Raw genomic sequence first — 19,532 nt, 5'->3', positions numbered from 1 at the left:
AATTACAGCTTGATTTCGACACGACGGTTTTGAGACCATGAACCATCGCCGCTGCCAATAGCCGCTGGACTTTCTTCACCGTAACTAACTGTTTCGATGTAAGAAGAATCTACGCCCTGCAGTACCAGGAAGTCACGAACGGCATTTGCGCGACGCTCGCCCAAAGCCATGTTGTACTCACGAGTACCGCGCTCATCGGCATGACCTTCTAAGCGAATAGACTTGGGAGCTTCTTTCAGAACTTCGGCGTAAATCATCAGAGCAGAACGCGCTTCCGCTTTGAGGATAGACTGGTCGAAGTCGAAGTAGAATACAGTAGCCAGATTCTGGATCGCCTCATAAGGATCAGCGACCACCATTGGCTCAGGTGTTGGCTCTGGAGTTGCTTCAACAGGAGCATCTTCAGTTGTCGTTTTAGATGCACAACCTGCCAGCAAGCCAATCACTGCGATCAAGGTTAAAAAGGTTTTCAATGTGTTAGTCATTTTTATCACTCCCAAGTGTTAGTAAAGCGTATCAACCCCGTTTCTTACCCTGTTCACTCGTTAACGAAAGGAGACCACGCAGGCTCCCTTACATCTCCTTGCTTAGAGGGCAGTCTAAATTTCACTCCTGCATCCATCGATACAGCAGCAAGAACCCCTTTATTATTGTACTGAGTAGCGTACAACAACATGGCGCCATTAGGCGCTATGCTTGGCGATTCGTCAAGCCACGTTTCCGTCAGAATGCGCATATCACCCGATGCAATATCCTGCCATGCGATATGGAACACGCCTTTATAACGGTTAACCATGACAAGACTTTTGCCGTCTGGCGACACCCTTGGTCTGGCGTTGTAATCACCCTCGAAGGTTAAGCGTTCTATGCGCCCGGATTCAAGTCCAATTTGATAAATTTGTGGGTTACCGCCACGATTCGAGGTAAATATTAAACCTTTACCATCCGCAGTCCAATTCGGCTCGGTATCAATCGCAAAATGCCGTGTTACACGTGTTAACCTTCGCGTTGCGATTTCCAGTGTATAAATTTCCGGGTTACCATCTTTGGATAGCACCAGCGCCAGCGTTTTATTATCTGGCGACCAGGCAGGCGCGCCGTTAAGGCCCTGAAAGTTTGTTAGCTGCTCCCGAACACCCGTTAACAGATTCTGACGAAAGATTGCCGGGCGCGAGGTTTCAAACGATACATAAGCAACCTGCGACAAATCGCTGGACCAGCTCGGCGATAGCAGTGGCTCCCGAGACGAAAACAAAACTTTTTCACGTGCTCCATCGGCATCAGCCGTCACTAAGCGGTAACGCCCTGCCCCAGCTCGATTTAAGTCTTCTATATAAAGTATTTTTGTACTGAAAGCGCCGCGGATACCGGTAATGGCTTCATAGACTGCATCACTGACTTTATGCGCCAGATCACGCAACTCACTTTCACCGCCACTAATAACACGCTTGAAAAGATTGCGCTGGCCCAACACATCGTACAAGGCGTATTCGAGCACAAATTGATTCGGGTTCTCCGCATCCACTTGGCTGCCGCGCTGCATATTGCCAATGACAAGAAACTCTGTACCCAATATGCGCCAGTCACGATAAAAAATATCTGCTTCTTTCTGCGGCATTTGCAGCATATCGGCTACCGGAATGGGACGAAAGAAACCGCTACGCAATAAATCTGCCGAGGCTATCGCGGCCACGTCTTCACGCAGGCCATTGCTGCCACCGAAAGGCACTAGGGCAATTGGCGTTGGATTATCCATTCCCTGGGTAATTTCGATCATCAACTCTGCTCTGGCAAAAGAGCACAAACTTAGCACAAGCATTGTCAGCGCTATTCTTTTTATCATTGTCTCAAATCCTCTGGCTGAAAACCTAAACTAAATTTACGAAAGTGGCGCTCGAAAACAGCAATGGGAATGTCTTTTATCTCGGGGAAATTTTCCACTTTTTTCACGGCAGCCACCGCTGAACGATCAAACGCGAGGTTACCACTACTGGTTTTAATGTTCACATCGACAATGCGCCCATTGGGAACCATGTCTATGGTTAATTCGCAACGCATTCCATTTCGGGCGGAAGGTGGCCGGCTCCATTTCTGTTCAATTCTGCGCCGGATCACATCAGCGTAACCAGCGGCCTCAGTCGCGAACTCGTCCTCCTGCAGCAACCCTTCCTCTTCTTCCAGCGCTCGCTCAAACTCCTGCTGCAATTGCTCACGTCTTTGCTGTTCGGCTAATTTTTGGTCCTGATCCTGCTGCTTCGCCAGCGCCAGCTCGCGCTTTTTCCTTTCTGCGGCTTTTCTGGCGGCCTCTTCCTGCTCCTTTTTCTTGATGTCGTTTTGGCGTTTTTGTTCTGCCAACAGCTTCTTTCTCTCCTGCTGCTTTCGCTTTGCCACCACATCGACAACCTTAGGTTTTTTCTTGGCAGAAGCTTTCTTCTTGGTTTTTGGTTTCAGTTCGACCAATTTGGCTTCTATATATTTCGGTGGTGCGATCCGTTTTGCTTCCGGTGCCCGTTCCCAGCCATACAGCAGAGCAGCGATCACGGCTCCGTGCAATAGCAAGCTGACGGTAATGGGAATTAGGTAGAAACGGATTAGTGTCATTAATCTGAGGGAGGGTCAGTTACCAAACCAACCGAAGAGGCCCCGGCCTTTTGCAGCTCTGTCATTAGTGACACCACCAAACCATACTCAACATGAGTATCGCCCCATACCAGCACAGGAGTATTAGGTTTTTGTCGCAACACTTTAGCCACGGTGTTCGTAATGGATGCTAACGGTTTCGCCTGTTCCTGCTCGCCTCCCAAGTTCAAATAGTACGTTCCATCGGGCTTGACCGACACGATCAAAGGCTCATCGTCTTTATTTTCCATTGGGGTGGATGGCGCTTGCGGCAAATCCACTTTCACTCCCTGCATCAGCAAAGGTGCCGTCACCATAAACACCACTAGCAGCACCAACATCACATCGATGTAGGGAACCACGTTAATCTCAGCCATTGGCTTACGCTTTGCTTTTCCGCCCATGGTTCTTCTCTATGGAGTTTTTGCGTGCACTTGACGGTGCAGAATCGAAGAAAACTCTTCGGAAAAAGTTTCGTAGCGAGTGGTTAATCGTTCCGCGCTGGCAGAAAAACGGTTGTAAGCGAGAACAGCCGGAATCGCGGCGAACAAGCCCATGGCCGTTGCCACCAAAGCTTCGGATATACCCGGAGCCACAGTAGCCAATGTGGCCTGATGAACATTCGCCAAGCCGCGGAAAGAGTTCATAATACCCCACACCGTCCCGAACAAACCGATGTAAGGGCTAACCGAAGCAACACTCGCCAAAAACGGAAGATTACTTTCAAGCTTCTCCTCTTCGCGTGTCAGCGCCACACGCATCGCCCGCTGTGTACCCTCCATAATCGCGTCCGGATCGGTACTGCCCTGCTGACGCAAACGGGTAAACTCTTTAAAGCCGGCCCGAAAAATATTTTCTATACCTTCAATGGAGTTGCGGTTGGCATTACCGTTGCCCTGGCGATAAAGCTGGGTTAAATCGGTGCCGGACCAAAACAGCGCTTCAAAGGCTTTAAACGCACTACTGGCTTTGCTTTGATAAATTCCACGCTGAACAATCATCACCCAAGACACCATGGAGGCCAGCAGCAACAGAAACATTACGATCTGTACTAGCAGGCTTGCATCGCCTATCAGATGAAGAATGGATAAGGGTTCCTGTTTCATTTAGCTGTTTTCCCCCAAGGATTGACGTAGAGCCGCCACAACAACGTTTGGTAGTGCTTTTGGTTTCATCGTTTGCTGCTGAACACATGCGACTTTAATAGTACCCGAACACAAATGCTCGTCACCACGAAATATTTCTTGCTCAAACACGACATAGGTTCGGGCCAGTTTTTGTAAGTGCACGCCCACTACTAACCTATCATCAAGCTGTGCCGGGCGCCTGTATTCTACATTAGCCGCGGCTACAACCATCAACCGGTCCTCAGCAATAAATGCGGGCTTGCTAAAACCCCGCGAGCGGAAAAACTCTGTACGAGCCCGCTCCATAAATTTTAAATAGTTGACGTAATAAACAATACCACCCGCATCGGTATCTTCGATATAGACTCGCTGAGGATACGAAAATTCAGTCATAAAAATTGATCTTATGAGCCGGGAAGCTCATCTTGCCGATTTTTGCCGCCGACACTATCGGGCGCAACCATATCGAAGTGGCGATAGGCATTTTGGGTTGCCATTCTGCCACGCGGCGTGCGCAGAATATAACCCTGTTGAATCAAGTAGGGTTCAAGCACATCCTCAATGGTATCCCGCTCTTCGCTGATCGCGGCAGCCAAGCTGTCCACCCCCACGGGGCCTCCGGAAAACTTTTCGATTAAGGCCAGCAACAGGCGTCTATCCATATGATCAAAACCATGACTGTCCACATTCAGCATATCGAGCGCCAGATCCGCAATCGATTCGGTGATAATCCCGTCACCTTTGACCTCGGCATAATCGCGTACCCGTCGCAATAAACGGTTGGCAATACGCGGTGTTCCCCTTGCCCTACGAGCAATCTCTATCGCCCCACCCGGCTCTATCGATATGCCCATTAAATTTGCGCTGCGGGTCACGATATAAGTGAGATCTTTAACGTTGTAAAACTCTAGGCGCTGAACAATACCAAAACGATCTCGCAAGGGAGAGGTGAGCAATCCGGCACGCGTCGTAGCCCCCACCAAGGTAAAGGGAGGCAACTCCAGTTTGATGGAGCGCGCGGCAGGGCCTTCGCCGATCATAATATCCAGCTGAAAATCTTCCATCGCCGGGTAGAGAATCTCTTCCACCACAGGGCTTAATCGATGAATTTCATCGATAAAGAGTACGTCACCGGGCTCAAGATTGGTCATTAGGGCCGCCAAATCGCCAGCTCTATCCAGCACCGGGCCCGAGGTGGTTTTTAAATCGCCACCCATTTCTTCGGCGATAATATTGGCAAGTGTTGTTTTACCCAAACCGGGAGGACCAAATACCAGCGTGTGGTCCAGGGCTTCTTTTCGAGCCCGGGCCGCGCCAATAAAAATTTCCATCTGCTCACGAACAACCGGCTGGCCAATATATTCTGCCAACGTTTTAGGCCTTACGGCCCTATCCAGCTGTTCTTCACGCGGCTGCGCGTTGCCGTCAATAATACGATCTTGTTCGATCATGAAATGCTTTATTTTGTAATGAAAAAAGGTGCCACATTATGCAGGGATCATGCTGCGCAATGCCAGCTTGATAAGGTCTTCACTGCGGCTAATTTCAGGTTTTACGACCCGCGATACGGCCTTCGCCGCTTCTGTAGGCTTGTAACCCAAAGCCACCAACGCGCTTTCAGCCTCGGAAATCAATGTATTCTGAGAGATATCACCGGCCTCAGCGGTAAGCGGCTCTGTAATGCCATCCTCACCAGCGGGCGAGATCCAACCTTTTAGCTTATCGCGCATTTCAATAATCAAACGTTCCGCAGTTTTCTTGCCAACGCCGGGCACCTTTACCAGTGCAGTAACGTTGTCGCCCCCCACACAGCGGACAATATCATCCGTTTCCATGGACATAATACCCACGGCCATTTTGGGGCCTACCCCATTAACTTTTATTAGCATCCGAAAGAAATCACGGTCTTTTTTCGAGATAAAACCGAATAGCTGCTGCGAAGTTTCACTCACAGAAAAATGCGTATGTAGAAGAACCGTTTGCTTTAATTCTGGCAGGCGGTAGAAGGTTGACATAGGGGCCAACAAATCGTAGCCCACACCCTGAATATCAACGATCAGTTGAGGGGCCTGTTTTTCGACAAGAATTCCGTTAAGTCTGGCAATCATAGAGGGCAAAGAGCTCCGTTTTGGTTTCTCACCCCGAACAGGCTGCAACATCTCGGTCTGGAGGGCGATACAAAGGAGCTAGTGTACCGCAGAGCGCCAATGAAATTCATCGCCGCAAACATTCAGGTACACGGATTTTGCTGAAAACAGATAAAATCGATTACCTTATCGCAAAGGCTACAGGCAAAAAAATGGGGCAGTAAAAACTGCCCCGAAAAATGACATATGCGAGAGTGTATGCCTTAATACTTCAATAACACCGAGTGTCGTCGGTTCTACTGTTCCACCGCTAAGGTGATCGTGAAACAGAGAGAGACTCGATGCCACACAAACATTGTAACCGGTTACATGGCGTTACGCCACTAAAATGTCGAATATTTTTAGTGTCATATTTTTTTGGTGCCAACAATGTCCATAAACCCACCCCAGAAATCACTCTCACTTTACTGGCGCTTCCCTCATGCGCGATAGCACTTCGCGATGAGAATCGTAATTCAGCGCGCAACGCGCTACGAAATGATCAAGCGCCTCCATTGCGTTCGGCTCCGCTACTGCGTTAAGGCGGTCACGACTTGGAAAGATACCCATTCCGGCAAAAATGCAGTACCAAGAAGGGACAGGGTAAAATCTATCCATCTTTTGACGCTTCACTTCTGCCGCCAGATCCTTCCCACTCATCCAACACTGATAGAGTGCCCTAAGCTGCTGAGAAATATCATCGGGATTTGCCCTAGCATCCCGCCAGTATTCGGTATCATCCCGAGAATTGGTTTTGTAGTGTGTTACGACATAATCTCGAACACCATCAAACTGTTCATTTATACGCTTGTTATAGTCGTTTTGGTGCTTATCGGTAAAATTACCTCGGCCAAAATAATCGACAAACAAGGCAACCGTTTGCTGAACAAGGAATAGCGCAGTCGCTTCCAGCGGCTCAATAAACCCTTGTGACAGACCGACCGCCAGGCAATTTTTACTCCAATGCTGTTTCACACGTCCCACCTTCATTTTAAGGTGCCGCACATCAACATCGGCTTCTTTCGCCCCCAAATGCTCCCGCAATTCAAGCTCAGCCTCGTCTGCACTGCAATAATGACTGGAATACACGTAACCGTTACCAGTCCGGCTGGCCAAAGGAATTTTCCAGGCCCAGCCATGCATCAAGGCAGTAGCCGTTGTCTGCGAGGGCAGCACTTCGCTTGCCTTAGTCCCAAAGGCAACCGCCGAATCGTTAAAGAGAGCATTTCCATAGCTTTCAAACGGTGTTTTAAGGTGCTGTTGAATAAGTAGGCCGTTAAAGCCACTACAATCAATAAAAAAATCAGCCTCGATCTTTTCGCCCTCATCCGTTAATAGCGAAGCAATGCCTCCATTATCTTTCGAATTAATGTGAACGACCGTTCCAACTTGATGGGCTACTCCCATTTGCAGTACTTTTTCTTTTAGGAACTGACCAAGCAGCGCGGCATCAAAGTGATAACCGTAGTGGACTTCGAACGGAAAATTATAGTGAGGCTTCGGGGCGAGATGATTATCCGCCAGACGGGCAGATAAAAAATAGCGGTTCGGATGCGCGTGGGTATCAAACCCTCTTAGCCTCGCTTGAGCATTGGCAATAAACAAAGGCAACGTGTGGCTGTCTATTTGCGAAGCAAACGGATGATAATAGCGGGAAAAGCCAGGCTTTGTTGACCAACCCTCAAACGTGATACCACATTTGTACGTTGCGTTGCAGCGAGGCATCCACTCCTGCTCAGTAATCCCCAGCTGGTCGAAAAGCGTTTTTAGTGCTGGAGTGGAACCTTCGCCCACACCAACGGTACTGATAAGCGCTGATTCCAGCAACACGACATCTACCGGCTGACTCTTCAAGCTATGAGCCAGGATGGCGGCACTCATCCAACCCGCAGTACCGCCACCAACAATAACCATTTTTAAAGGGGAGCCATAATTCATTTTTCACACCCAATAAAAAGGGGCAGCAAGCTGCCCCTTAGTTTCACCTTTTTAAATACCGAACAATTTAGAATTTCACGCGTAAACCTAACGCATAACGAGCTTCGTAAACGTTCTGGTTAACGATGACATCTTCCCACTGCATGTAGCTTTCTTCATACTCTTCCGTAATGTTTGAGCCTTGCAAGTACACAGTGTAATTTTCCATAAACTGGTAGCTTACAGAAGCGTCAATGTACGACGTCGGAGCAGACCACCAAGCAGCAGGGTGACCATCGTTCCACGGCTTACCAATGTAACGCTCGCTACGATAATTATAGGCTAAGCGAGCCTGCAAACCTTCGTATTCATACCACAGAATACCGTTGAACTGGTGCTCTGAGTAATCGGCGATAGGCATGCGAGAACCATAGAAGTCGTTGTCACCGCCTTCTCCATCGGCCCAAGTGTAGTTAAGCGTTGCACCTAAGCCACTCAAAACGCCAGGCAGGAAATCGAAAGCTTGCTGATAGCCCAGCTCCATTCCCTGAATCGTACCGCCTTCTGCGTTAACACGGGATGTCACGTCAATGCCGTTATTACGCACAACACCATCTGAATCAGGCACACCCTGGACCGGCTCAGTTTGGGTCGCGATATATTCATCGACCTCAAAGTAGAACAGACCAGCCGCGATTATGCTGGTTTCACTGAAGTACCACTCATACGACAGATCGTAGTTGTTAGCACGCCATGGATTCATATCAGGATTACCGTCCTGGCTACCACTAACAACTTCAAACACACCTAAGTCAGTATTGTTATTGAAGGTTAGACTTAAACCCAGACCCAAATCGTTGGCCGATAGCTGAGTCATGGTTTTGGTGTAAGCAAAACGCAACTTCATATCTTCCTGAATATCGAAAGATACGTTGAAACGAGGGAGGAAGTCAGTGTAGTTTCGCTTAGTTTCGCGATCGCCAATAGCTGGCCCACGTGCACCACCAATACCCGGATACTCTTGACCATCAACATACACAACGGAGTTGTCCGGACCAGCAATCACCTGATCAATATCGAGAAAGGTACGAACGATTTGCACGCCAAAGTTAGCGTCGTAAGGCACGCCCAGCTCACCAGAGAGGTTGGTCTGAATATAACCGGTGTGGCTTTTTTCGTTGATCTCGTAAGAGCGAGCATTGTTGATTACGGTGGTGTTTCCAGGGTAGAGAGACTCTTGGAAACCGTAAGCATCATCCAATACTTCAGGGTCAATAAAGTAATAACTTTCACCCGAGCTTGCAGGACCAAAGTCACTCAGCTGGTGAATATACCCCATACTATCTAGCTCAGTGAAGTTCCAAGTTTTACCAATCGTGTCGCTGCCGTCACCAGCAATAGCCAGACCAGAATCCTTCCACTTAGCATAGGCAGTCGTAGGATTCCCATCAGCATCGTTATCGGTGAAAGGCGCAATAAAGTCATAGTCTTCACGGCTTACATCACGGCTATGGTATCGATAACCGAACTCAAACGATCCATTGTCAAACTCCAGTTTTCCATCAAAACGAAATACATCCAAGGTAGATTCTTCGTTGACGTTCAAATCGGAGAAAGTGGAAACCAAACCGTAGTCAGACAATTCGTTAGCGAACCCATCAGGGTATACATAGCTAGGGTAGGTGCCAGACATATCGGCGTGAACCAGAACTCGGCCAGGACCTTCACCGCTTGGGTGTACAGGCGCTTCAACTCCGGCAACGCGGGTATTTAATCCATGCTGTGCACCAGAAGTGATGTTTGCGTCTGCAATATTTGCAGTCGAGTTATTCTCGGCATTTGCATGAATATAGCGCGCAGTCGCCGTCAGGTTGTCACTGAAAATGAAATTCGCCTGGAAGTTCGTGTTCAAAGATTCGCGCTTTTCAACACGACTTTCAGCTTTGGCAGTAACACGCAGCGCGTTGAGATCAAACACGGTGGTAGTGTATAAATCTTCGTTGGTATGTCCTTCAGCACTTGGCCCCCGGTTCGTCAACTGAAGAGGCTTCAACCAGTCATATTCCGCCCATGCGTTATCTGCGACCAAACCATTGGCACGTTGATACTGATCCATCTTGGTGTAGAAGATATCGGCAATCAGTTCCACATTATCTGTTGCCTGAAACTGCAAGGTACCGTTAATACCCAAACGATCACGCTCACTCGTACGATTAGTGATTCCGTAATCAATGGTGCCCAAGATCGCGTCATTGGTGTCGCCGTCGCCGGTGACATCAACTTCGGGGTAACCCGGCCAGGAACCATCCTCATGGTAGCCTCTGTACCACCAATCGTTAAACATTCCGTAGCGGTAGTTTGCCAGGTTAGCGTTGGACTCGGAAACCGTTAACAACGCACCAAACTTATCATCGTTAAATCCAGCGAATGCCGCGACTTTATGGCCTTTCTCAGAAACATAGGAACCATCATTTATTTCACCCAAACCGGCAAAAGTCCAACCTTCCACCAATTCAAAGGGGCGACGGGACTTCAAATTGATCGTACCGGACATACCACCAGACAACGTTTTCGCTTCTGATGATTTAATAACATCAACACCAGAAAGTAATTCGGCTGGAATATCTGCAAAATCGGGTTGCGCGGATTCAATTGCGCCGGCACTTAAGTACTGTTCGCCGTTAAGAAAAACGGCAACCTGAGGGGTGCCACGAACATTAACCGTGGTGCCCTCACCGGCATCACGACGAATTTGAACACCGGTAACACGCTGCAATGCATCGGTAACAGTGACATCTGGTAGCTTACCAATGTCTTCAGCACTAATCGAATCAACGACTGAAACCGCTTCACGCTTGATATCAATAGCACGATCCAAAGAGCTGCGAATACCCGTTACAAGGACTTCTTCCAACTCTTCTTGTGCTAGAGAAACATCAGCGCCAAGGACTAAACTGGCCGCAATACAGCTGGAAAGCAGCTTACGGTTAAAAGGGATTTTTCGTAACATGACCTTAATTCTCCCAATGATTATGGATTTTATTTTGTAGTGAAATTCAAGTTTCACTATTTCTAACAGCTATCCAAACCTCTCGGCAATCGAGCAGCAGAAAGGTTGGGATGGCATACCGAGCGACTACGCCAGTTCGGCAACAATGGCGTAACCGATTACATTTTTTGTTATTTTGCTTCGCTTTTTTGCTCTGTTATTGCGTAATCCTCCGCCTAATGCAGGGCTGTAAATTCGCTCAATAATAGATACGCCATATTGACGCGTAAAAAACGATACGAACGATTTGCGTCGATATTTTTAGCGGTAACTGCTATCGCATACAGCTCACCCAGACGCCACTGCATGCGAGAAAAACGCGCCAAAACCCAGAAAAAGCCGAATTATCCGAAAACTTGAGCCAACCTAAAATCACTACTGACGTTCCACCTGATCCATTAACTCTATGATCCAGAGCGAAGCAATTCTTTTTCTATGCGGATTATATACAGCGTAAAAACACACATTCGCCTACTTTTTACACAGCCGATCAGGCTAACATTATTCTTATCGAGGACCATAGTAACCGGTTACATTTTTGTGCGCTACATCTAAAATCACAAATTTTATTTTCCTGGGAATTGGCTAAAAAAAGACGCTTGAAACAGAGCGACGGGCGCAGCAAGCTGCTAAACGTTTAGGTGACTAACGGCAGGAAGCTGAGCCCGCCTACTCGTTTCCCAGTAGCTCCCGCGCCAAATTTAACGACAGGAAACGAGCTAGACGATCCGCCCTCGGCGAAATTTTTTGGCCCCAGCCTGCTTAACCAAAGCACTAAACGCGTAGGCATGGCATATTGCTACCGCAAGGGCATCTGAAGCGTCTTCCGGTGGTGCCTTAGGCAAGGCGAGTAAAGCCTTCACCATATGTTGCACCTGAATTTTATCTGCTGCGCCGGTTCCTACTACCGCCTGCTTGACCTTTCTTGCTTCGTACTCGGCAACGGGTAACCCCTGATTAACGGCTGCAACTATCGCGGCACCGCGCGCCTGACCGAGTTTAAGCGCAGAGGAGGCACTCTTAGACATAAATACGTGCTCGATCGCAAACTCCTGAGGCTGGTAGTGCTCAATAACTTCCGAGAGAGAGTCAAAAATCACTTTTAACCGATCAGCCAAACAATCAGAAGCCAGCATCGACTTGGGAATACGTACAACACCGCTAGCAATGTAAGTTAGTTTATTACCTTCGTGGCTAATAATGCCGTAACCCATTTTACGAGACCCTGGATCAACACCTAGAATAAGAGACATGGAAAAAGCACCCCACCACAAAAGAGGGCTGCATACTACCACAAGCAGCAACGCGCCCTTTGCTCACCAACGCCCCTAGAGCTTCAAACAAAACACTCAAGTAACCAGTAGGATACAAGCACGCGCTCAACAACAACCTTCTCCAGATTTCTGCTAGGCTTATAACTATTATCAAACCGAACCTCGGGCCATATACCCTTTATATGAAAGCACTGATAGCAGCATTAACAGGAAGCGTACGGGATTTACTACCCATTGTGCTGGTGATCGCATTTTTTCAGGCGGTTGTATTGCGGCAAGCACTGCCCAATATAATCGAGATTCTTGGAGGGCTGCTTATGGTGGTCATCGGCCTAACCCTCTTTATTCGCGGCCTGGAAATTGGGCTTTTTCCCGTAGGCGAGAATATGGCCAATGCGTTTGCACGTAAAGGTAGTGTTATCTGGCTACTCCTATTTGCTTTTTGTCTCGGCTTTGGTACGACGGTAGCGGAGCCCGCGCTTATCGCGGTAGCTGCAGAGGCTGCCAGCGTTGCGGCAGAAGGGGGCGTTATCGAAAACAATGAAGATGCGCTGGCGCAGTATGCCAACGGCTTGAGAATGACTGTGGCTCTAAGCGTAGGTATCGCTATATTAGTGGGCGTTTTAAGAATCCTTAGAGGGTGGCCAATTCAATATCTCATTGTTGGCGGTTATATCATGGTAATTATTGTCACCATGTTTGCCCCCAAAGAAATTATAGGCATTGCCTACGACAGTGGTGGTGTTACCACATCAACGATAACAGTCCCCTTAGTCACTGCTTTAGGCGTTGGACTGGCATCATCTATTAAAGGACGAAACCCAATGATTGATGGATTCGGTTTGATCGCCTTCGCCTCTCTTACCCCAATGATTTTCGTTATGATCTACGGCATAGTCTTCTAATCATGAATTTTATAGCTGAATATTTACAGGTTTTCGCATCCACTGTACGGGATGTGCTACCCATTGCAGCGATTATTTTTGGCTTTCAATTTTTTATTATTCGTAAGCGTATACCCGCGCTCCCTAGCGTACTCGCAGGCTTTGCTCTCGTCATTATAGGGCTTTCATTTTTTTTGATGGGCCTCGAAAAAGCCTTGTTCCCAGTCGGCCGTTTAATGGCTGAACAACTTACGGCTCTTAACGACCCACATACTGGTTATCTATGGGTTTATATTTTTGCCTTTGCCATTGGCGCCAGTACAACTATCGCCGAACCCTCTTTAATGGCGGTTGCCATTAAAGCCAACCAAGTGTCCGGTGGTGCCATCGGCATCTGGGGCTTGCGTATATCGGTTGCTATTGGCGTTGCCGTTGGCATAACACTTGGTGCTTGGCGCATTGTTACGGGCTACCCCATTCATTGGTTTATCGTCGCGGGCTACGTTATTGTTGTTATCCAAACGACCTTTGCCCCTAAGCTCATTGTGCCCCTTGCTTATGACTCTGGTGGCGTAACCACTTCTACGGTAACTGTTCCACTTGTTGCCGCACTCGGACTTGGACTAGCAGAACATATACCCGGTAGAAGCCCGCTTATCGATGGCTTTGGGCTAATCGCTTTTGCAAGCCTATTCCCTATAATATCAGTAATGGCCTACGCGCAAATTGCTGAATGGCGGGCACATAGAGAAGCCCGTCGTGAAATTAATTCCAGATATGAACGAGGTGCATCCGATGAGATTTAAATTGATTTTGGTTTTTACCGAGGATTCAAAAACCAATGCCATCATGGAAGCCGCACGCAAAGCGGGTGCTACGGGCTCAACCATTATTAATCATGCAAGAGGAGAAGGGCTGAAGCAGAAAAAAACATTCTTCGGCCTTTCTCTGGAAACCCAACGAGATGTCCTGCTATTTTTAGTGGAAGAGCATTTGAGCCGGCAAATATTGGAGCGTATCGCCAATGTGGGCGAATTTGACTCCAGCCCGGGAACAGGAATCGCAATCCAAATCGATGTAGAAGACGCCGTAGGCATAGCCCATCAAGCACAAGAATTATCAGAAATTGTCGAGGAAGAACTATGAGCCGCAAAGTCATCACTTGCCGCGATGTTATGAACCAACGTTTTGCCATCGTTGATGGTTTAACATCCGTGTCAGAAGCATTGAAAATTATGAATGAGAACAACTATAAAAAAGTCATCATCAAAAAGCGTGACGAACATGACGAGTGGGGGCAGGTTCTACTGTCAGATATCGCAAAACATGTGATTGCAAAAGATCGCTCCCCTGAGCGCGTAAACTGCTATGAAATTATGGCCAAACCCATTGTCTCCGTACGACAAGAGATGGACATTAAATACTGCGCCCGCCTATTCAATTCGTTTGGCCTTTCATCTGCTCCGGTAATCGAGGAAGAAAAAGTGATAGGTGTTGTTAGCTACAACGATATTGTGTTGAGCTGGTTAGATTACCTTGAGGCGAGAGCAGAATAAACCCTACCTTTCTGCCAACGCCAAATAACAGACTGCATTACTCGTCTGCTTACCAGCAAACCATCATGAGGGCCTTCGCTCGCCCCAAACCTAGCCACAAAAAAAGGCCGGGCCATACGGCTCGGCTTTTTCTTTAACGCACTAATTTCTTCAATTGTCGGCTACCAACGAGAATAAGCAGCATTAACCAACCCACACTACCTCCACCGCCGGAATCACCAGCCGCAGAACTGGATGAGCTGCTAGAGCTTAAAGAACTGCTGGAACTGGACTGAGAGCTAATTGAGCTTACACCATCGAATACTGACGCCAGTACAGACGTTGCTTTAATACCGTTTGCACCATTAACAAGGCGCTCTCCCCATACACTTAAACGGGAAACATCAAAACCCTCAACAATATCCAAAGAGACACAACAATCGCCATTGCCAGACCATGACCAACCTAAATAACCAACACCTTTCTCCTCTGTATAGGCGAAAATGGTGTCTTCATCGACATTCGCCCCCTGATGATCGGCACCAAACTCGCCAACAATCAGTGGAATAGAGTTATGTGCCAAAAATCCGCCAATATAGTCTTCAATTCGCTCCTTAGTAGCGTAAACCTGATACATATGCACACTAAAAATGGTGTTACTTAAGCTATCGGCAGCAAACACTGCAGTCGCATCGTTATACATAGTATCGTTGTGGTCTTGCCCCCAATTTGGCCCATCGACAACCAGAGTATGGGTAAAACCATCATTTCGTAAGCGGGTAATAGCTGCAATATGAGAGTCCTTCCAATCGTTTGCAGCCACGCCCGTGTTACCAAAAGGCTCATTAGCGATATTGATAAGGATGTAATCCTCTTCACCCTTCAGCACATCGCCAATCTCAATCCAATAATCAACGGCGTTACTTAAGTGCGTAGATCCACTTTGCTCGGGGTAGCCCGTAGAGTCATGAACCTCCAACATACATATCAGCTGGTTAGCTTTACACCCACCAATAATATTTGCCACGGAACTGCTGGAATCTTTTGTCCAGCGATCGCCATTCGACAGCACAACGCGAACAGTGTTTGCACCAGTACTCGCGATATCCTCTAACGAAGTACTCAGTTCATTCCTATACCAGGTGTGAGCATGATTCACTCCACGCATAACAAAACGTTGCCCGTTGGCATCCAAAAGCTTGGTGCCACTAACGGAGAAACCCGCCCATCCAATTTGGGCAAAGAGCACTAGCGCAACAATGGGAAACCACAAAAAACTTTTAATCTTCATTCAACGACCTCTATTTGGGAACATTCAGATGCCACTCCCCGGCTGATCGATATGGGAAAGATCCGGTAAACCTGGCGGAAAAGTATACATTATGATGTCTCTCACAGCACATGGATCTTTGTGCTAGGCTAACAATAAATACATCACCGCTGAAGTCATAGACAATGGCAACAAAGCACCCGGTCACACACCTCGGGTGAGACTCTAACCCCCTAACAATCGTGAATTACTGTTACTAATGACACATATCAACGTGTACATACGTAACAACACCTAAAATGCGTTAAACTTTAAGCAATACAAGAGAATGGTTCTCAAATAGTTCGTCCTAACAACGACGTACGCGTTCCATTGGTAGAAAGTGAGATATCACTGCAAACCCAAACTGGAGGTAGACACCTTGGGTAATCAAAACAACTCCGATTTACAGCAATTAAATGCATTGGTCGAAAAGGTCCAAAAGGCCCAAAAGATTTTTGCAAACTATTCACAAGAGCAGGTTGACAAAATCTTCCGTGCAGCTGCTTTAGCAGCTTCAGATGCCCGTATTCCACTGGCAAAGATGGCTGCGAAAGAAACCGGTATGGGTATTGTTGAAGATAAGGTGATTAAAAACCACTTTGCATCTGAATACATTTACAACAAGTACAAAGATGATAAAACCTGTGACATTTTGGAAGAGGACGACGAGTTCGGCACAATGACAATTGCCGAGCCAATCGGCATTCTTTGCGGTATTGTCCCCACTACAAACCCAACGTCTACAGCAATTTTTAAGGCGCTAATCTCCCTTAAAACACGTAATGGTATTATTTTCTCTCCACACCCACGAGCGAAAAATTCCACCTGTGAAGCTGCGCGTATTGTATTAGACGCCGCAGTTGAAGCCGGTGCACCTAAAGATATTATTGGCTGGATAGAACAGCCATCGGTTGAACTATCTAACCAGCTTATGACCCACCCTGCCATTAATTTAATTTTGGCAACCGGTGGCCCCGGCATGGTGAAGGCCGCTTACTCTTCAGGTAAGCCCGCAATTGGTGTTGGCGCGGGTAACACTCCCGTCGTCATCGATGAAACCGCAGATATTAAACGCGCAGTCTCTTCGATCTTAATGTCTAAAACCTTCGATAACGGCGTTGTGTGTGCTTCAGAGCAAGCAGCGATTATTATGGATGAGGTCTATGATGCCGTTAAGGAACGCTTTTCAAATTACGGCGGTTACATCCTAGACAAGAAAGAAGCAGACGCCGTACGCGCAGTTATTCTGGTTAACGGTGCTCTCAATGCCAAAATTGTTGGCCAAAGCGCCGTAGACATAGCAAAAATGGCTGGTATTAAAGTTCCGTCTAATACCAAAATTTTGATTGGTGAAGGCGCAGAATTAAACGAGAGCGAGCCTTTCGCTCACGAAAAATTATCGCCAACACTTGGGATTTTCCGCGCTTCAACATTCGAAGATGCACTAGCTAAAGCGGAAAAAATGGTCGAAATGGGCGGGATTGGACACACCTCCTGTTTGTACACCGACCAGGATACCAACAACGAGCGTATCCGTGAATTTGGGCGCCGCATGAAAACCGCACGTATTATTATCAATACACCCGCATCCCACGGCGGTATTGGTGATCTGTACAATTTTAAACTTGCACCATCACTGACCCTCGGTTGCGGTTCCTGGGGCGGGAATTCAATTTCTGAGAACGTTGGTCCCAAGCATTTGATCAACAAAAAAACTGTCGCAAAACGAGCTGAAAATATGCTTTGGCACAAACTACCAAAATCTATTTATTTTCGTCGCGGTTCCGTAGCTGTTGCTATGGACGACCTCGATCACAAAAAACGCGCATGCATTGTTACCGACCGTTATCTCTTTAACAATACTAGCCACGTTTCTGACCTGGTGAAGTTATTAAAGTCCAAAGGCTTGGATACCGAAGTCTTTTACGAAGTTGAAGCAGACCCTACCCTTAGTATCGTACGCAAAGGCGTAGATGTACTAAACAGTTTCCAGCCCGACGTTATTATCGCACTCGGTGGCGGCTCGCCAATGGATGCGGCAAAAATCATGTGGGTTATGTACGAGCATCCAGAAGTATCATTCGAAGAGCTTGCACTGCGCTTTATGGACATTCGTAAGCGAATTTACAAATTCCCCAAAATGGGCAAAAAAGCCGAGTTAGTCGCGATCACCACCACTTCCGGTACGGGTTCAGAGGTAACACCTTTTGCTGTTGTTACTGATGATAAGACTGGGCAAAAGTACCCTATTGCGGATTACGAACTAACACCGAACATGGCTATTGTTGATGCCAACCTAGTAATGAACATGCCTGGCCCATTAACAGCATTCGGCGGTTACGACGCGGTAACTCACGCAATGGAAGCCTATGTTTCTATTCTGGCCAATGAATATTCGGACGGCCAGGCGTTGCAGGCACTTAAGCTGCTGAAGACTTATTTGCCCAGCAGCTACAAAAACGGTGCGCAAGATCCTGTAGCTAGAGAAAAAGTGCACAATGCGGCGACCATTGCCGGCATTGCATTTGCGAACGCATTTTTGGGTATTTGCCACAGTATGGCTCACAAGTTGGGAGCCGAGTTCCACTTACCACACGGTCTGTCAAATGCTTTATTGCTAACCAATACTATTCGCTATAACGCGACTAATATCCCGACCAAGCAAGCGGCCTTTTCGCAATATGATCGACCAAAAGCGCTTCAACGTTACGGTGAAGTGGCACAGGCACTCGGGTTTAATCAAGAGCGTACCGCAGATAGAGTCGAGGCCCTGTTAATTTGGCTCGACGAATTGAAAGTCGAATTGGATATCCCTTTGTCGATTAAAGCTGCTGGTGTATCAGAAGCAGACTTTTTAGCTAAAGTAGATAATCTGGCAGAAGAAGCCTTTGATGATCAGTGCACTGGTGCCAACCCTCGTTATCCTCTGATTAGTGAGTTGAAGCAGATTCTTCTCGACTCCTACTACGGACGGGCGTACACCGAGGAGTATGATCGCGAAGAAGCTGAGCTCATCGAGCTTCCCAAGGCAAAGAAGATATCTAAAAAGAGCGCCTAAACAAGCTAAGTACACTGTATTTTTGGTGACTTAAAACAAACAAAGCGGGCTCCGAATAAAATCGAGAGTCCGTTTTTTTTGATCGAAAAAACAGATCATAAACCCTAGCGCAGGGCAAGTGTCTCATCTTATTAACCAGTGACAAACAGCACTGTTATTCATCAATATTTCCACACTAACCAAAAAACCCGATAATAAGCTGCTGCCTTCAATCCCAAAACGGGACACTAAAACCCCTACCAACAGCCCTACGCTCATATGAACTAGAAAATATGCTACTCCGACCTAATCGAGCATTCATCGACGGCCGGTAAGCACGAATCAGTTTTACGCAAGAGCTTTATAAGTAGCAACATTCGGACAGGGCGATTCCTCTTCCTAATAGTAACAATTATCGGCATAGCCCCAAATAATATACCCGAACCCGGTCCTCAATATTTAGGCGCTTTATCCTCACCACCAAAGAGGCCATTAGGTAGGTAAAGTGGGGATATAGGTCCATAGCGCTGCTCGAATTGCATCCTTAGCGCCATGAACAAGCAAAGAACTTTTTAGACGGGAGCTAAACGATTCCGATTCCCCGTCAGGAACAGCTACGGCTCTACGGCCTAGTCACAATCGTCAGAGCGTA

At 47.4% G+C, this 19,532-nt stretch carries 17 protein-coding genes; 5 read left to right on the top strand and 12 right to left on the bottom strand.

From position 1 onward, the window contains the following. Positions 1-2: 2 nt before the first annotated feature. The 11 genes from pal to ruvC all read right to left on the bottom strand — a co-directional run bounded on the left by pal (position 3) and on the right by ruvC (position 12,091). Positions 3-485, bottom strand: coding sequence for a peptidoglycan-associated lipoprotein Pal (gene pal / locus H5715_RS00085; RefSeq protein WP_075188338.1), 483 nt, complete (start codon positions 483-485; stop codon positions 3-5). A 53-nt stretch (positions 486-538) separates the two neighbouring features. Next, positions 539-1,843: a Tol-Pal system beta propeller repeat protein TolB gene (gene tolB / locus H5715_RS00080; protein WP_075188337.1), complete on the bottom strand. Its 1,305-nt coding sequence runs from the start codon at positions 1,841-1,843 to the stop codon at positions 539-541. Further along, positions 1,840-2,601: a cell envelope integrity protein TolA gene (gene tolA / locus H5715_RS00075; protein ID WP_075188336.1), complete on the bottom strand. Its 762-nt coding sequence runs from the start codon at positions 2,599-2,601 to the stop codon at positions 1,840-1,842. The genes tolB and tolA overlap by 4 nt, the downstream gene beginning before the upstream one ends. Next, positions 2,601-3,023 carry a protein TolR gene (gene tolR / locus H5715_RS00070; RefSeq protein ID WP_075188335.1) on the bottom strand — a complete coding sequence of 141 codons (423 nt, stop codon included), beginning with the start codon at positions 3,021-3,023 and terminating at the stop codon, positions 2,601-2,603. Before tolR ends, tolA begins: the two co-directional genes overlap by 1 nt. Before the next feature lie 9 nt (positions 3,024-3,032). Continuing rightward, a complete protein-coding gene (tolQ, locus tag H5715_RS00065) occupies positions 3,033-3,725 on the bottom strand; it encodes a protein TolQ (RefSeq protein WP_075188334.1) in 693 nt (230 codons plus the stop codon). Next, a complete protein-coding gene (ybgC, locus tag H5715_RS00060; protein WP_075188333.1) occupies positions 3,726-4,139 on the bottom strand; it encodes a tol-pal system-associated acyl-CoA thioesterase in 414 nt (137 codons plus the stop codon). It lies immediately after the preceding gene. An 11-nt stretch (positions 4,140-4,150) separates the two neighbouring features. Continuing rightward, positions 4,151-5,197, bottom strand: coding sequence for a Holliday junction branch migration DNA helicase RuvB (ruvB, locus tag H5715_RS00055; RefSeq protein ID WP_075188332.1), 1,047 nt, complete (start codon positions 5,195-5,197; stop codon positions 4,151-4,153). A gap of 36 nt (positions 5,198-5,233) precedes the next feature. Next, a complete protein-coding gene (ruvA, locus tag H5715_RS00050) occupies positions 5,234-5,854 on the bottom strand; it encodes a Holliday junction branch migration protein RuvA (RefSeq protein ID WP_075188331.1) in 621 nt (206 codons plus the stop codon). 438 nt (positions 5,855-6,292) lie between these two features. Beyond that, entirely contained in the window at positions 6,293-7,810 is a 1,518-nt protein-coding gene (locus H5715_RS00045) for a tryptophan halogenase family protein (protein ID WP_075188329.1), read from the bottom strand. A 67-nt stretch (positions 7,811-7,877) separates the two neighbouring features. Then, a complete protein-coding gene (locus H5715_RS00040) occupies positions 7,878-10,799 on the bottom strand; it encodes a TonB-dependent receptor (RefSeq protein ID WP_075188328.1) in 2,922 nt (973 codons plus the stop codon). Positions 10,800-11,557: 758 nt separating this feature from the next. Continuing rightward, entirely contained in the window at positions 11,558-12,091 is a 534-nt protein-coding gene (gene ruvC, locus H5715_RS00035) for a crossover junction endodeoxyribonuclease RuvC (RefSeq protein WP_075188327.1), read from the bottom strand. 203 nt (positions 12,092-12,294) lie between these two features. Between ruvC and H5715_RS00030 the strand changes: the two genes are divergently transcribed. The 4 genes from H5715_RS00030 to H5715_RS00015 are packed head-to-tail and all read left to right on the top strand — an operon-like array spanning position 12,295 to position 14,552. After that, positions 12,295-13,017 (top strand): DUF1538 domain-containing protein, encoded by a 723-nt coding sequence (locus H5715_RS00030; RefSeq protein WP_075188326.1) that lies wholly within the window; start codon positions 12,295-12,297, stop codon positions 13,015-13,017. A gap of 2 nt (positions 13,018-13,019) precedes the next feature. Next, complete coding sequence (locus H5715_RS00025; RefSeq protein WP_075188325.1) at positions 13,020-13,802, top strand: DUF1538 domain-containing protein; 783 nt, start codon at positions 13,020-13,022, stop codon at positions 13,800-13,802. Then, positions 13,792-14,142, top strand: coding sequence for a P-II family nitrogen regulator (locus tag H5715_RS00020; protein WP_075188324.1), 351 nt, complete (start codon positions 13,792-13,794; stop codon positions 14,140-14,142). Before H5715_RS00025 ends, H5715_RS00020 begins: the two co-directional genes overlap by 11 nt. Continuing rightward, complete coding sequence (locus H5715_RS00015) at positions 14,139-14,552, top strand: CBS domain-containing protein (protein ID WP_075188323.1); 414 nt, start codon at positions 14,139-14,141, stop codon at positions 14,550-14,552. The genes H5715_RS00020 and H5715_RS00015 overlap by 4 nt, the downstream gene beginning before the upstream one ends. Positions 14,553-14,685: 133 nt before the next feature. On the opposite strand, the gene H5715_RS00010 is transcribed toward H5715_RS00015, so the two are convergent. After that, positions 14,686-15,822 (bottom strand): glycoside hydrolase family 5 protein, encoded by a 1,137-nt coding sequence (locus H5715_RS00010; RefSeq protein ID WP_075188322.1) that lies wholly within the window; start codon positions 15,820-15,822, stop codon positions 14,686-14,688. A gap of 400 nt (positions 15,823-16,222) precedes the next feature. Here H5715_RS00010 and adhE point away from each other — a divergent pair, with 400 nt between their 5' ends. Beyond that, on the top strand, positions 16,223-18,901 hold the full coding sequence (adhE, locus tag H5715_RS00005; protein WP_075188321.1) for a bifunctional acetaldehyde-CoA/alcohol dehydrogenase: 2,679 nt from the start codon (positions 16,223-16,225) through the stop codon (positions 18,899-18,901). The last annotated feature ends 631 nt before the right edge of the window (positions 18,902-19,532 follow it).

Origin of the sequence: Teredinibacter haidensis (assembly GCF_014211975.1) — a bacterium.
Lineage (GTDB): Bacteria > Pseudomonadota > Gammaproteobacteria > Pseudomonadales > Cellvibrionaceae > Teredinibacter > Teredinibacter haidensis.
Note: the sequence above shows the minus strand (reverse complement) of the source record. Positions and strands in the feature narration are given on the sequence as shown.